The organism is Brevibacillus laterosporus, assembly GCA_007833815.1.
Taxonomy (GTDB): domain Bacteria; phylum Bacillota; class Bacilli; order Brevibacillales; family Brevibacillaceae; genus Brevibacillus_B; species Brevibacillus_B laterosporus_D.
Genome location: CP033464.1, coordinates 1,069,152 through 1,082,062, shown reverse-complemented (window position 1 = coordinate 1,082,062; position 12,911 = coordinate 1,069,152). Strand labels below are relative to the sequence as shown.

The following is a 12,911-nucleotide window of genomic DNA, read 5'->3' as shown; positions in this document are numbered from 1 at the left end:
TTTCACCCTCTCACCTCCTTTACACCATTACTGATAGAACGTTTTGCATGATGGACATCCCATCCATTCCACAGAAGAACGCTACAGCCACCTCCTTCGCTCCTGTGGCTTCTATCCACGCTAGTCCCGTTTGGAAATCCAACGTTTTCTTATCTGTCTCCAGCTTGCTTATGCAACTTCTTGAACGATTGAGCTTTTCGGCTAATTGTTCTTGGCTTAACCCTGCTCTTTCTCTGCAAGCGTGCAGTATCGCTCCGAACTTCTTCACTTTTCTCTCTCCTTCTTCAAACTTGTTCCAATTTGTTCCAAATAAGAACAGCCAAATTTGATAAATAGTTTTACAATTAAAGTGTGTTCATCTTTCATGCTTTCCCTCAGGCTGCTCACCTGGGGGAATTTTTCTAGGCTGTGACTTTTAGTCCGTATGTCTTTTCGGCCCAAATTGCTAATTCATATTTTGGAACTCTCAAAACTGATTTCTTTTTAGTTCCGATATTAATCACTGGGAAATCAGTTCTTCTAGCCAGTTCATACGCGTAGTTTCTGCCCACTCTAAGAACCTTCGCAACGTCACTTATTTTTAATAATGGCGGCAGACTTTCGAATGATGGGTAATCGTTTTGTTTGCTCATTTTTTCAACTCCTATGCTGGTTGTTTGGATTCTTCATAAAGATCATTTAAAGTAACTCCAAGGGCTGTAGCTAATAGAAACCCTTGCCTTATATTTGGAAGATACTTTTCATTTTCAAAGTCACTAATCGTGGTTTGAGGTATATTTGTTTTTTTGGACAAGTCTATTTGAGAGTAGTTACTTAACTTTCTGTACTTACGTAGTGACTTACCAAAACTCATGTACTCACCTCCTAACGTAATTTCGTTAATCATTATACTAAACCAACTTTTTGTATTAGTCAACGTAATTCCGTTAATTCTCTTCAAAAAAATTTGATATGCTATTTTTACCGACTTATCGTTAAAGGAAATAGGTGAAACTGATGACGTTTAATGAAAAGATTACAAATAGAATTCTTTATTTCTGTGATATAAAAGGAATGAGTGTTAATAAGCTCGCAACACTTTCAGGGGTTACTCAATCAACGATTGATAGCATCATTAAAGGCAAGAGCAAAAGCCCTAGTTTATTAACCCTCAAAAAGATATGTGTTGGATTAGATATAACATTGAAAGAATTTCTTGATTCTCCTGAGTTCGAAGAAATTGATGATGAATAATCGACTTTAATTTAAAGGGTGAATTCTAATGAATGAAAAGCTTCTTAAACAAATCCTTGAAGAACTCACAACCATTAAGTCAACGATGGCTACCAAAGATGATGTAAACGAGATTAAACAAAAACTTGATACCATCTATACACAAGTTGCTCACAACACTGAGCAAGAAGCTAATTTAAACGAGGCTACTAGTAAAATTGAAGCTCTTGAAACGGATATTAAGCTGATTAAGCGTGTTTTAACTAATCAATAGCCGTCTTACTGGCGGCTCACCTCTCCTTGCTCTGCTCGTCCATGTAATCACTATTATGCTGATTGTTTTCTGCTCATATTTCGAGCGTTTTCATTAAAAAAAATATATTCAATTGGTTTTTTTAATACTTTTGAAATACGGTAAGCAACAGGTAGGGATGGCAATGCATATCCCCGCTCTATGTTAGATAGCATTGCTCTAGATAAATCAGCTCTTTTAGCTAACTCACCTTGCGTCAAATTTAATCCTAGACGCGTTTTAATTAAATTTTCTAAGGGTATAAGTTTTTTCATGTTCAACCTCCTTTAGCTCGTTTAATGAACTTTACAATGCTAGTATACGTTCAAATTATGAGCGTGTCAACAACTTTCCGTTCAATTATTGAACGTTTATTAAATGAGCGTTTTTGTGTATAATCAAGTCAAGAAATGAGCGTGATATCGATGGTTTTTAAAAAACGTTTAAAAGAATTAAGAGCAGAAAAAATGATAACACAAGAAGAATTAGCTAGAGCTTTAGACATACCCGAGTCCACAATCAGAAGATTAGAATCATCAGATCAAAGTTTGCCAAGGCATGAACGATTAGAAAAAATAGCTGATTTCTTTAATGTTTCTGTTGACTACTTATTAGGAAGAACTAATGAAAAATGCAGTACAGATATAACTGATCCATTTATCTCTGCCATTAATGACCCGACTCTTTCTGAAGAAGACAAAAATATTATCAATCTAATCCGTAACCTACCTCCAAATAAAAAGCATTTAGTAAAAGAGCTTCTAGAAGCCTTTAAATCAGAGATAGATAATTAGAAAGCCATCCTTTTTAAGATGAAAGGATGGCTTTTAATTTTTCTTTATACGTTTTTGCTAACTGTTTCTTATTCGTTAGAATATCCTTAATTATTTCAACATCTTTTGTAGTAAAAAGTATTTTTACTTTTCTGGTTTTATCCATAACACGCACCTCCAGTAGAAAATAAAATCGCTATATTCTTGCTCTTACAGATAGAACGCTGAGTAATGATTCGTAATTTTAATTTATTTAAAGTGATAATGAATGAATTTTTATTTCTTTAAAAAATGTACCATCTAAAAAGTTAGTTTTTTGTCGAATCTTGCGATTGTTAAGTGTCAATAGACCCCTAGGTCAATTTAACTTTACTTTTGCATTATCCTGATGTATAATACCCCACTTAAAACATTGAATAAAAGACACAAAAAAACCACCTTATTTAGGTGGCCTTTTCGGTAAGTCTTTTAAAAATTGTTTATACTTGATCCGAGATGCAGTTGTATGCATTCCGTTTGGAAAGTGGACGCCGATCCCATATGGACTAACATCTACACTTTCTATATTTTTAAGATTTGTGACATTCGTTGAGTCTAAGTTTGTGAATCCGTATTTTTCAAGACAAATGAACATACCTTCCAACGAGTTCACAGGTAAGAATAACCCTTTATTCGTATTGTATGCAATGGTTGTATCGTTATACCGATTAACGAAATTAAAGTCATCTATTGAGAGTTCTACATACGCTGATCTATCGCTTCTATTCCCTGACGGCGTTATTCCAAAAAACTTTGGCGAATTCCCCATAGCTCTACTCTTACTTTCTTAATTCTTTAGGTACAACTGGGCTACCGATTGTAACTTTGGCAAGCTTTGTATAAACCTTACCCAAAGTGCCTAATCCCTTTGAAATTGTTTTCGCGAACTGTTTATTCATTGTCCTCACCTCCTTTTAGGGAGTAATAATAATGATTGTGCAAAAAAAGATAGAGCCACAATATGCGACGAGATAATAAAGTTGGATAGGACTATAATCAATGAAATTCCTTTTAGTAAATAAACTCTTTTCTGGGGGATTACCTCTCCCTCGAAGCTACCATTTGGTGCGAAAAATAGCACCATAAAAACGTTTAATATATTAGTAACACTCGTATAATCTTGCATTGGAACATGAGGAATCAATGATATGATCGCTGTTGTCAAAATAAAGCATGTAGTTAATGATTTTGCATGATACCCCTTTGAAAAAATACGTAGAGCAATAAAACTCACCATTGAAATAATCGTGTCAACAAATTCATTTGTTAAGTAACCGATCAATAAAGAAAAAGATAATACTAGTAAATAATTAAGGGTAATGGACAATGAATAAGATAAAACATCCACACTCTCTTTTTTATCGGGATTGGCGTCATGAATCTTAACCGCAAGAGAATAAGATAGTTTTTCAATCATTGGTCATTTCCTTTTTTTCGAGCAACTTGAAAAGGATAATTAAATAGATTATAAAAACAGGAACTAGCCAAGTTGGATTCCCATTAAATGAAATCATCCAATTTGTTACAAATAAAATTGTTGTTGAAGATAGAAATACCATTGTAATTATTAGGAATTTTAAAGGCGTCATTTTAGTTTTTATGTGCACGTCGTGTGGGGGCACCATAATAAATGAAAACCCATGATTATACCTATAAATTAACCAAGCTATAAGAAAAACAAATAGATGAGTCGCGACTTGTATTAGATAAGTTCCCAGATTTGTTAGAGCTTGTCCATCAGCAAACGATACTACCCCTGTCCAGAGCATAACTACGTAAGTACTGTATTGCACGATGTTAAAGCCTAGATACCCTACAGTCGCTATTACAATACTGTCAAATAACTTAACCGTTAACATATATCTAAAAAATAAAATAATTATCGTATATTGCAACCAACTGTCAACACTCGGAATATCGAGTACTACCCTATTTAGGTATGATATTAATGATGCTGTGATTGATATGATTAAAAACTCTTTTTTCCATGCTAGAGGGAAGCGAAATACCTTGAACGCCAGAACTAAAATCGCCAGAATATCAATACTTCCTAAAGTTATGTACATGAAAGTGTCCATTCATATTACCTCAATCTATCAGTAGTAAAATCTCTCTTATAACTTTTCTCCTTTCATTCAGTATCTTTTTTCACTTCATTAACATTTTACTCTTCATTCTCTTTTTTTCTACCACAGATTCTTAAATTTTTATAATCATCTAAGTTTTACTGTATAATATTTTTTAAGACGCATGGATTACATATATTTAGCGATTCATTTCCATCGTTTGTATGAATTGGTTTGCAAAATTTTCTATATGAATTTTAGTCTAGTGTAAGGGGGAAGAACGATGAAAGGGCATGTTAGAAAACGTGGAGACAAATGGTGCTTTGTGGTCGAATTGCCACGAGATGAAATTACGGGAAAACGAAAGCAAAAGTGGTTTTCCGGTTACAATACAAAAAAAGAAGCTCAACAGGCTATGACCCAAAAACTGCATGAGCTTCAAACTGGCCTTACAGTTGATGCTAGTGATATGACAATTAGCCAATACATGGATTATTGGCTTGAAAACTACGCGAAGACTTCCACCAGGCACACCACACACAATGTATATGAGAATCGCGTAAAACGTTACATTACACCAAGGATTGGCAGGATTAAGTTAAAAGACTTAAAAGCTATGCATTTACAAAAGATGTATGGAGATTTATTAAAAGACGGTGCCATGTATCGTGAAGGTGGAGTATCTCCTATTACGATACGTCACATTCACGGGTTAATACATAAAGCATTACAAAATGCCGAACGCTGGCAAATGATTACTCGTAACGTTGCTCGATTAGTAGAGTTGCCACGTGTTGAGAAGAAAGAAACGCTTGTCTTAACAAGAGAACAGGTCCAATCATTAGTTGAAAGCGTAAAAGGAAAAGAAATGTGCATACCTGTATTGCTATCTGTAACAACCGGGATGCGCTATGCAGAAGTTTTTGGGTTAGCGTGGAAAGATATTGATTTCGAGAAAAAAATTATACATGTAAAACAACAGCTTGTAAGAACACGAGGAGAATATCGTTTAACTGCCCCAAAAACAAAAAGTAGCGAGAGAATAATTTCTTTGTCCGAAAGCCTTATTACTCCTTTAAAACAGCATAAAGCTGAACAAGCTCAAAGAAAATTATTGTATGGACCTACTTTTAATGTAGATGGACTCGTATGTTGTCGTCCTGAGGATGGATTGCCTTACTCCGCAACACCTGTCCGCCGAAAGCTTAGAAAGATTTTAGAAGAGGCTGGTTTACCTGATATCCGTATCCATGATCTACGACACACAGTAGCGACACTTCTGCTTGAAACTGGTGTACATCCTAAAATTGTTTCCGAATTGTTAGGTCACGCTAACATAGGAATCACTTTAGACCGATATAGCCACGTTAGTATGACCATGCAACAGGAAGCAATTGCATCTCTTGAAAATGCTATTTTCCCTCCCAAAAACGCACTTTAGTGCAATAAAGGTTTGCATTTTGTTTGCAAAAGGCGGTATAGCGCCGCCTAAAGTGTTGTTAAATCAACGTTTTTACCCTATATAAGTAAAATAAAAAACATCTTAGACATATACAACACTCCTCGCTTTTATTTATAGGCTTTATTTAGATAGGGTATTTACTGGAATTGCATTGTCGATCCATTTGACTGTTTTATCACGCAAACCATCCTTTTTTACTACAGCTTCATTTAAAGAGCCCATGGAACTCACAATGATTCCTAGTGTAAAAATAATGCAGCATAATACTGCAAAAAACTTGCTCACATCCCCCCCCTCCCTTACACCAAATATTTGTTTAGAATCTCACTTAAAAACTTGTACCATGGAAACATAGCTACGATCAGGCCTATGTAAAACGCCGGATAAACAATCAGGCTATAAGCCATACCTAAGGATTTAATCCTTTGGCGTTGACGAAACATTCTGCGGTTATCCACAGTCACCTCAAGACGATGCATGGTTTGTGATAGAAGGGTCGCAGGCATCTGTTCTAAAGTACGCATATTGGAAACCAGAATAATTGCATCTTCCACACCTAGATCACGCTTAAACTGCTCAAGTGCGGTCACTTTGTCCCTATTCCATTCTGATAAAGATGGTAGATATCGTTTTAAATGCTTGGTAGGCCTTGCTGCCTTTACCATTGCAGAATAAGCGGGGACATTATTCTCCAATAAGGCTATGTATCTGTTAGTAAATCGGGCAATATCCTGACTAAGCATGTCTTCTCGATGGGAAGCCCACCATTTCAAAAGAACATAAGGTATAAAGTAGGCAATTGTCGGAATTACGAATATCCAGAATAGAGAGAGCGCTGATGAAAAAAATATAATCTTTGCTACTACCAGCACTAAAAAGATGGCTAGACCTCCAAAGTATTGCATGGCTATCCATTCTGACTTACCCCAGCCCAATAGATGTCCAGCTTTTTGTAAAAGCTCGTCCCACTTCTCACCGTTTTCCTCTTCTAGCGTTCCTCTCCACCGATTCCATAATGTTTGAGATAGATATCTTGGCTTAATACGAACATTTTTTGTCATGACGAGTAGAACGGCTAAAAAACTGATAAAAAGTAAAATAGTAGTACCAAGTAAATAAAGATGGGACAAATAAGGTATCATGAACCACTCCTCCGCCCCCAAATAAATGCTAACAGAATTGAAAAAGACCAAGTCATCATTGCTAAAGAAAGCAGTGATTGTCCATCAGCTGTAAAGAAATATAGTCGATAAGAATCTTCTAAAAGTATTTGATTATAAGGAATTAACAGAAGACAAATCATAATAACAACAATCAAACTAATCCAAATGGCATGAATTTCACTCCGGCGTTCATTCATTTGATCTTGCTGAACAAACATTTCATTTGTTAAGCGATTAAGGGCAGTTTGAATATCTTCTGTCTCACCTTCCAATCCACTCATAATATATGTTGCAAAATCTTCTGCCCAAGAATGATTTAATCTCTCAGCAAACTGTTCTAAAGCAAGATGAAAACGACTTCCGTCTGCTAACTTATTGTTCAATACAATTAATTCTGATTGAAGATCTTTTGGGCATTCATAAATCATTTCTCGAAAAGCTAACATGATATTCTTATGTCCGCTATAATACCGAGCAAAGAGGTCAATAAATACCGCAAAGGATTTAATTTTCCGATTAATTCTTACCATATAAGCAGCATAAAGAAATAACCAAGGCATTAAAAAAAATAGTAGAAATAATGATAACGAAACTACTATATTTTTAGTAAGTAATCCTAATGAAAATCCCACGACTGAACCAATTAAGGAAAGTAGTGTAAATATCTCTGGACTATAAACTCCGACTACGTCACACCACAAAGCAACTCTGGTGTACATATATCGAGTGTTTTTATCATTCATGAAAAGCTCACGCAATTTCCACAAAGCTTTTGGATAAATAACCTGTTTTCTCAACCAACTTTTGTAGACCAGAATCCCAAGAGAATAAAAACCAATTATGAAGCAGAGTAGCATGGGTAAAAGGAGTAAGTAATTCATAGAACACACCCCTTTTCAATCAATCCCAATTCTTGCAAAACCTCCAGATCAGCTTGTCCCATTAGACACATATACTCGGCTAACTGCCTACTGATTTTACTTCCTGTCCACTCATATTCGCCCGCAGCTACGTTGAATGTAACTAAAGGAATAGATTCAACTCTGCTCATTTTCTCATTCCAATTACTGGTATAGATAGCATCAATGTATCTGTGTCCCGTATTACGGAATTTTAAGGAGTTAATGAAATTAACTGCTCGGCTAATTCTTTCTTGAGTTAATTCGACGCTCCTCCCCCCATATTGGAAGACCAAATCTGTTAAATCATGAAGAGCTTTATCTGGGAATCGTTCATGCAAGGCTGCAATCGTAGCATCTGTTCCTCGAATTCCTGCATTGACAAAATGATACGCTTCTAAAGGTTCACGAATCTCGCCTATTAGTACCGTATTCGCTGTTGTTCGATATATATCTTTAAAACAACTTTCCAAGTTGATGCCAATCTCTTCTACATTTTGTAGTTCTATAACCTCTCCCGGCCAGATATCAGCAAATCGCATCTCATGTTCACTTTCATAGATAGTAATATAGTCCTCATGCGGATTTTTAAGTTTTAGCATCGAAATTAATAAAGTTGTTTTTCCCGCAGCCATTGGACCAATAACCAATACATTGGCTCGCCCATATACTTGTTGCTCAAGCAACATCTGAACCTTTTTATCAAATGTTGGCTGAGACTGTTGTCTTAGCTCATCAAGAGAAAATGAAGTAGTAGTAAACCTACGAAGTATAATGGTTGGTTTTCTAGTATATGGATATGTAAACATCGTTAATCGAGCTTTTAACTTTTTCAAATATCCGCTTAGCCTTGGTCTTTTTTCATGGAAAATTAAACCTGATGCATTTGTTAACTTTTGTTGCAACACCTGTACATCATCCCAAGTAGGTACATAAGGTAGGAATTTTTTACTCCCTCTTTCCAGATAAGCAACCGGTTTCTCTGCTGTAATTCTTACCTCTTCTACGAGGGGAGATAGATGTAGAACTACATCGAGAATTCCCCAGCCGTATGTAGAATAAACGAGCCCCTCATAACTGCTACAAAAGGGCAAGATTTCTTCCCTCACAGGACGGTGTAAGATTTCTTCAAAATAATGCTGTAGGCGCAGAATCAAATCACGTTGGCTTTCTCGATCCCCTTGTTCTACTAACATCAACTTTTGTTGAATTTCAAGACTTTCTTCTTTCGAATTTCCATAATGATTTAAATAATCTCTTGCTGCTTGTTTAACATCATCTATAGTCTTAATTTTCTCAGCTCGTTGAGTCATTTGTTTCCCTTTATGTTGCTCATTCATTTGGCTATACCTCGGTCTTTTGTGCAAACAATTGGCATAGGGAAACTATTTAAGCTTTGAATATATGCCTTAGGTGGAAATAACTCATTAATCATTACACTTCTACTCATGCTGGACTGATGTATTCTAGATGCCTCTATTCTAGTAATTGTTGCTTCAACTGGAATATGGACCAGATTCTTCATGTGAGCTTTGCTCATCTCTGCTTCTGAGTAGGGAGATGCAACCAACCCGACAGACAGGTTGGTTATATCTATTTCATCCAGTATTTTTTTGACATATTGTAGGCTAAACATATCTGGGCGACTGAATATGTAAACATAATCCGACTGTTTACTAATCTGTTTAGATAATTCTAGTTGTAATAACGGATTGCCAAAATCTATAAATAATACGTCAAAGGTGATTTGTAGGGTATTCAATAAGGTTATAACTTCGTGATTCTTCCACTTACTAGTAGCATTGGAATAATAGAGATTATTTAAAGATGATACCTTTTGAAATGCAACTAGCCAGTCTCTGCCTAGTATGGGACTAGCCCCACTAAGGTCAGGACGAAATCTTGCAAGATTTTTACTTTTTAAAGAAAAGAAATCACTTATATCCGGCTTTGCATTATTCATGTCTAATACTCCAATACTTACTTCGGGATTTTTTTTGGCTAACCATTGAGGGTAATTTAAACAAAATGTAGTAACTCCTGCTCCACCTGAGCTCATCATGGTATAAATTTTTCCCTTTTCCACTGTGTGATTTTCTCTAGCCGCTACATCTTCGGAAGATTTCAGTAGAAGACGCAATTCGTCTTTAATACTGAAATGAGATAAACCTGAGGGTAACATATACAAATGAGACAAGCCTTTTATTTGAATAATTTCTTCTATCATTTTCTGGTCTCTATTCAAAGGTATGATAAAGTTTGGAACATCTATGGGTAATCGACTTAAAACAATCGGAAGCCACTCCCACACAGGATTTGAAAAAGCCTCTGAAAACACTAGACAAAAGTCTGGTTGGTATTCAAGAAAATATCCGGAAAATTCATCTATATTTTCTGCGCAAATATATTCATATTCTTCTGGCACAAAAATTCTTGCGATAGATTTCATTGGATAACATACTAGTCCTCTCAATATCCCTTCCCCCCTTTCAACATTTCACGGCCAATCTGGATCGTTCCATATTGCAAAGCTTCGATTAAGATCAAGTACTGTTGATCTGTTAAATTAAAACCAACAAACGCAGCAACAGCAGAAGGTTGTGCTCGATAATCCCAATATCTTTTTTCCATTTCGTCTAACGGAGTAGTTTGGGAACCATGAAAAAAAGTTTTTGTCATATTGCCTGCATCAGGAAGAATTTGTGGCTGAATGGTGTAAATCTCAAAACCATTACTATCCTTTACAGTCACAAGTTGACTTGTAAAAAGGAGATCTGCGGATATACTTTTCATTGGAAAGTGAGTAGGCTTTGGTAAAATTTCTAATTCAGCGGTTGTTTTATATCTAAGCCAAACTTTTACATGATCTCCCTTTCGCATTTCAGTAACAGGTATCATAGCCGTAATAGGCAATTCATACCTTGCTTTACCTGGCTCAGGAAGTAAATATCCATCTCGTAATTTTTGGATAAGAATTTGCTCACCCGAATAAATAGTTTGAACACTTTGCTTTCCCAAAACTTCCTCCATAGATTGAATCGCCCCTAGTTGAATTTCGTCCACTTGCTCTTGTTCAATGATAATATCTGCTCGCGAAATCGGTTGAAATGGTTCCAACTGTTTCCCCTGAGCAACCTTAATAACTGGGGCATACATTGTTTCATGTACTAATTTATTAATATATTTCGTAGCAGCATAGAAGCATCCTAAAGCTAACAGAAAGGATGCTATGCATATTAGCAATAACGTTTTTTTCTTCATACACTTACTCCTTAGTTATATAAAGGCTCAAACAAATCACCTTGCTCCCTAAACAGCTCACAAAAAAATCTTCCCTGTAACTGTGCTTGAATCACTTTATCGTCACACATTTTGGATATAAAACAATTGATTTTGCTGGGTTTACCATTTTTGTTCCAAAGTGATAATGTTGCCTCTATTTGCTTATGTAGGGCATATTTATTCATCGTATCGTTCCAGCGATTCAATATATATTTGCATTTTTGAGAAATATCATGCCAAAACACAGGTGGTTCCTCTGTACATATAAGTTGTGCTAAACGCGAGATATTTGTATCAAGAATAATCCAAACCTCGTCAGCCCACTGCATCAGAAGTTCAATACCTTCTTCTCTCCAAAAGGAAGATAAATCTACTAGAAGTAAACTGCTCTGCTTTTGAAGAGTAAATAAATTAGATAGCATATCCATCTCTATTTTTTCTGTTTTTCTTTCTATCGAAGTATCTACAGGGATAAGTAATTTCCCATTTTCTAAGTGTGTTGCCTGATTAGATGATCTATTCTTGGTGGGGGTGTTTTGAGAGAAACACTTCTTTGCCTCCATGTCTAGTGCAGTGTAATAGTAAGAAGGTCTAAGGGGATGTTCGCATAAAGTAGTTTTACGATTTTGGCTAGCTAACCAAGCATAATTACCTGCAATAAAACTAGAGCCTGCTGAAGGATATAAACTAATAATAGCAATCACTTTTGACGTTACTTCTACCTCATCTAACAAAGGAGACTGTACTAATTTTTGTTTAAGCTGAAACCATTGTTTTTCTTCAGTTTGACTACGAGTAAACTCTTTTTTCTCTAAATCTCTAAATATTTTGAGAAATTGTTGTGCATCACTATTCATTGAATCTCTCTTGAGAAGACTTCCTCTAATGAATCATTATCATCTTCTTCATTCTGGTCTTTTCGATCTTTTGCTTCTACATAATTAAGGAATTTTGATACCATATCATCAATTTCAAGTTGATTACGATAGTAATAAAAAATTTTACGAATACGTTCTCTTTCTGTTCTATTTAATACTGGCTTCATTCGCTCAATCTGGTCAATGAGCCTACTTAGTTGTACGTTATTGGGCCTGCCCCTTCTAATTGGTCTTTGATAATACGCTTGTTGATATTCATCAAAAGCAAGAGGATTTTCAAGGAGCCATGACTCAACTAACGCCTCAATATCTTTAAAATTCCGAATACCCAGTTTATCTAAATAGTGAAAATACATCACTTTGGTTCGATTCCCTTTGGATTGCCATTTTTTCATATACTCGTTTGAGTTAGTAAGTACCTGGGTTACATATTTGATTAATTCCTGTTTATTTCTAACCTCATACATTCCTATCGTTCTACGTACAATTGAAAATAAAACGGAATGAAAACCTGAACTTCTATTACTGCTAGTCCATTTTCTCTCATACCAATCCTCCACAGCTTGGTCAAAATCCTTTCGACAATGAACTAATTGTAATTTTTGCAAATGCTGATAAAAAAAGTCTGAATCATGCTCCGCCACCACCTCTTCTTGGTAATCAGCAAACACATAATCAATAAATTTACTCTTTAGTTCTTCCTTCTCCAGTAAACTGCAGATTTGCTCATAACAACGTTCGACTAGTTCTAACGAATCACTTGCTAACATAGTTATTAACCCTCCTATAATAGTTAAAATATTTTGGCTATATTTTGTATGATTATAAGAGACACGTCAACATAA

At 35.5% G+C, this 12,911-nt stretch carries 18 protein-coding genes; 4 read left to right on the top strand and 14 right to left on the bottom strand.

Annotated elements, in window-relative coordinates; genetic code table 11:
• Positions 1-19: 19 nt before the first annotated feature.
• The 3 genes from EEL30_06390 to EEL30_06380 all read right to left on the bottom strand — a co-directional run bounded on the left by EEL30_06390 (position 20) and on the right by EEL30_06380 (position 853).
• Complete coding sequence (locus EEL30_06390; protein ID QDX92028.1) at positions 20-268, bottom strand: XRE family transcriptional regulator; 249 nt, start codon at positions 266-268, stop codon at positions 20-22.
• 133 nt (positions 269-401) lie between these two features.
• Positions 402-632: a DNA-binding protein gene (locus tag EEL30_06385; GenBank protein ID QDX92027.1), complete on the bottom strand. Its 231-nt coding sequence runs from the start codon at positions 630-632 to the stop codon at positions 402-404.
• An 11-nt stretch (positions 633-643) separates the two neighbouring features.
• Positions 644-853, bottom strand: a complete 210-nt coding sequence (locus EEL30_06380) for an XRE family transcriptional regulator (GenBank protein ID QDX92026.1) — start codon at positions 851-853, stop codon at positions 644-646.
• A gap of 143 nt (positions 854-996) precedes the next feature.
• On the opposite strand from EEL30_06380, the gene EEL30_06375 reads away from it, so the two are divergent.
• On the top strand, positions 997-1,233 hold the full coding sequence (locus EEL30_06375; protein QDX92025.1) for an XRE family transcriptional regulator: 237 nt from the start codon (positions 997-999) through the stop codon (positions 1,231-1,233).
• A 28-nt stretch (positions 1,234-1,261) separates the two neighbouring features.
• A complete protein-coding gene (locus EEL30_06370; GenBank protein QDX92024.1) occupies positions 1,262-1,486 on the top strand; it encodes a hypothetical protein in 225 nt (74 codons plus the stop codon).
• Positions 1,487-1,539: 53 nt separating this feature from the next.
• On the opposite strand, the gene EEL30_06365 is transcribed toward EEL30_06370, so the two are convergent.
• Entirely contained in the window at positions 1,540-1,779 is a 240-nt protein-coding gene (locus EEL30_06365) for a helix-turn-helix domain-containing protein (GenBank protein QDX92023.1), read from the bottom strand.
• A gap of 135 nt (positions 1,780-1,914) precedes the next feature.
• On the opposite strand from EEL30_06365, the gene EEL30_06360 reads away from it, so the two are divergent.
• Positions 1,915-2,298, top strand: a complete 384-nt coding sequence (locus EEL30_06360) for an XRE family transcriptional regulator (GenBank protein QDX92022.1) — start codon at positions 1,915-1,917, stop codon at positions 2,296-2,298.
• 418 nt (positions 2,299-2,716) lie between these two features.
• On the opposite strand, the gene EEL30_06355 is transcribed toward EEL30_06360, so the two are convergent.
• From EEL30_06355 to EEL30_06345, 3 genes are all read right to left on the bottom strand, one after another.
• A complete protein-coding gene (locus EEL30_06355; protein QDX92021.1) occupies positions 2,717-3,085 on the bottom strand; it encodes a hypothetical protein in 369 nt (122 codons plus the stop codon).
• 135 nt (positions 3,086-3,220) lie between these two features.
• Complete coding sequence (locus tag EEL30_06350; GenBank protein QDX92020.1) at positions 3,221-3,733, bottom strand: accessory regulator AgrB; 513 nt, start codon at positions 3,731-3,733, stop codon at positions 3,221-3,223.
• The gene (locus tag EEL30_06345) at positions 3,726-4,394 is read right to left on the bottom strand and encodes a hypothetical protein (protein ID QDX92019.1); all 669 of its coding nucleotides are present in this window, start codon (positions 4,392-4,394) and stop codon (positions 3,726-3,728) included. The genes EEL30_06350 and EEL30_06345 overlap by 8 nt, the downstream gene beginning before the upstream one ends.
• A 271-nt stretch (positions 4,395-4,665) precedes the next feature.
• On the opposite strand from EEL30_06345, the gene EEL30_06340 reads away from it, so the two are divergent.
• Positions 4,666-5,823: a site-specific integrase gene (locus tag EEL30_06340; protein QDX92018.1), complete on the top strand. Its 1,158-nt coding sequence runs from the start codon at positions 4,666-4,668 to the stop codon at positions 5,821-5,823.
• Positions 5,824-6,143: 320 nt separating this feature from the next.
• Here EEL30_06340 and EEL30_06335 read toward each other — a convergent pair whose 3' ends face one another.
• Genes EEL30_06335 through EEL30_06305 form a run of 7 tightly spaced genes read right to left on the bottom strand, consistent with a single transcriptional unit; the run spans position 6,144 to position 12,836 of the window.
• Positions 6,144-6,986: a hypothetical protein gene (locus tag EEL30_06335; protein QDX92017.1), complete on the bottom strand. Its 843-nt coding sequence runs from the start codon at positions 6,984-6,986 to the stop codon at positions 6,144-6,146.
• Positions 6,983-7,888 carry a hypothetical protein gene (locus tag EEL30_06330; protein ID QDX92016.1) on the bottom strand — a complete coding sequence of 302 codons (906 nt, stop codon included), beginning with the start codon at positions 7,886-7,888 and terminating at the stop codon, positions 6,983-6,985. The genes EEL30_06335 and EEL30_06330 overlap by 4 nt, the downstream gene beginning before the upstream one ends.
• Entirely contained in the window at positions 7,885-9,219 is a 1,335-nt protein-coding gene (locus tag EEL30_06325) for a pilus assembly protein CpaF (protein ID QDX95689.1), read from the bottom strand. Before EEL30_06325 ends, EEL30_06330 begins: the two co-directional genes overlap by 4 nt.
• A gap of 23 nt (positions 9,220-9,242) precedes the next feature.
• A complete protein-coding gene (locus tag EEL30_06320; GenBank protein ID QDX92015.1) occupies positions 9,243-10,379 on the bottom strand; it encodes a hypothetical protein in 1,137 nt (378 codons plus the stop codon).
• Positions 10,376-11,167 (bottom strand): flagellar biosynthesis protein FlgA, encoded by a 792-nt coding sequence (locus EEL30_06315; protein QDX92014.1) that lies wholly within the window; start codon positions 11,165-11,167, stop codon positions 10,376-10,378. The genes EEL30_06320 and EEL30_06315 overlap by 4 nt, the downstream gene beginning before the upstream one ends.
• An 11-nt stretch (positions 11,168-11,178) precedes the next feature.
• Positions 11,179-12,045, bottom strand: a complete 867-nt coding sequence (locus EEL30_06310; GenBank protein ID QDX92013.1) for a hypothetical protein — start codon at positions 12,043-12,045, stop codon at positions 11,179-11,181.
• Positions 12,042-12,836 carry a hypothetical protein gene (locus tag EEL30_06305; GenBank protein QDX92012.1) on the bottom strand — a complete coding sequence of 265 codons (795 nt, stop codon included), beginning with the start codon at positions 12,834-12,836 and terminating at the stop codon, positions 12,042-12,044. The genes EEL30_06310 and EEL30_06305 overlap by 4 nt, the downstream gene beginning before the upstream one ends.
• Positions 12,837-12,911 lie beyond the last annotated feature (75 nt).

Excerpts from the sequence above, each read along its gene's own strand:
- EEL30_06340 (QDX92018.1), top strand. The coding sequence starts at position 4,666 with ATGAAAGGGCATGTTAGAAAACGTGGAGACAAATGGTGCTTTGTGGTC.
- EEL30_06325 (QDX95689.1), bottom strand. The coding sequence starts at position 9,219 with ATGACTCAACGAGCTGAGAAAATTAAGACTATAGATGATGTTAAACAA.
- EEL30_06305 (QDX92012.1), bottom strand. The coding sequence starts at position 12,836 with ATGTTAGCAAGTGATTCGTTAGAACTAGTCGAACGTTGTTATGAGCAA.
- EEL30_06310 (QDX92013.1), bottom strand. The coding sequence starts at position 12,045 with ATGAATAGTGATGCACAACAATTTCTCAAAATATTTAGAGATTTAGAG.
- EEL30_06335 (QDX92017.1), bottom strand. The coding sequence starts at position 6,986 with ATGATACCTTATTTGTCCCATCTTTATTTACTTGGTACTACTATTTTA.
- EEL30_06360 (QDX92022.1), top strand. The coding sequence starts at position 1,915 with ATGAGCGTGATATCGATGGTTTTTAAAAAACGTTTAAAAGAATTAAGA.
- EEL30_06380 (QDX92026.1), bottom strand. The coding sequence starts at position 853 with ATGAGTTTTGGTAAGTCACTACGTAAGTACAGAAAGTTAAGTAACTAC.
- EEL30_06385 (QDX92027.1), bottom strand. The coding sequence starts at position 632 with ATGAGCAAACAAAACGATTACCCATCATTCGAAAGTCTGCCGCCATTA.
- EEL30_06330 (QDX92016.1), bottom strand. The coding sequence starts at position 7,888 with ATGAATTACTTACTCCTTTTACCCATGCTACTCTGCTTCATAATTGGT.
- EEL30_06370 (QDX92024.1), top strand. The coding sequence starts at position 1,262 with ATGAATGAAAAGCTTCTTAAACAAATCCTTGAAGAACTCACAACCATT.
- EEL30_06315 (QDX92014.1), bottom strand. The coding sequence starts at position 11,167 with ATGAAGAAAAAAACGTTATTGCTAATATGCATAGCATCCTTTCTGTTA.
- EEL30_06345 (QDX92019.1), bottom strand. The coding sequence starts at position 4,394 with ATGGACACTTTCATGTACATAACTTTAGGAAGTATTGATATTCTGGCG.
- EEL30_06365 (QDX92023.1), bottom strand. The coding sequence starts at position 1,779 with ATGAAAAAACTTATACCCTTAGAAAATTTAATTAAAACGCGTCTAGGA.
- EEL30_06355 (QDX92021.1), bottom strand. The coding sequence starts at position 3,085 with ATGGGGAATTCGCCAAAGTTTTTTGGAATAACGCCGTCAGGGAATAGA.
- EEL30_06375 (QDX92025.1), top strand. The coding sequence starts at position 997 with ATGACGTTTAATGAAAAGATTACAAATAGAATTCTTTATTTCTGTGAT.
- EEL30_06350 (QDX92020.1), bottom strand. The coding sequence starts at position 3,733 with ATGATTGAAAAACTATCTTATTCTCTTGCGGTTAAGATTCATGACGCC.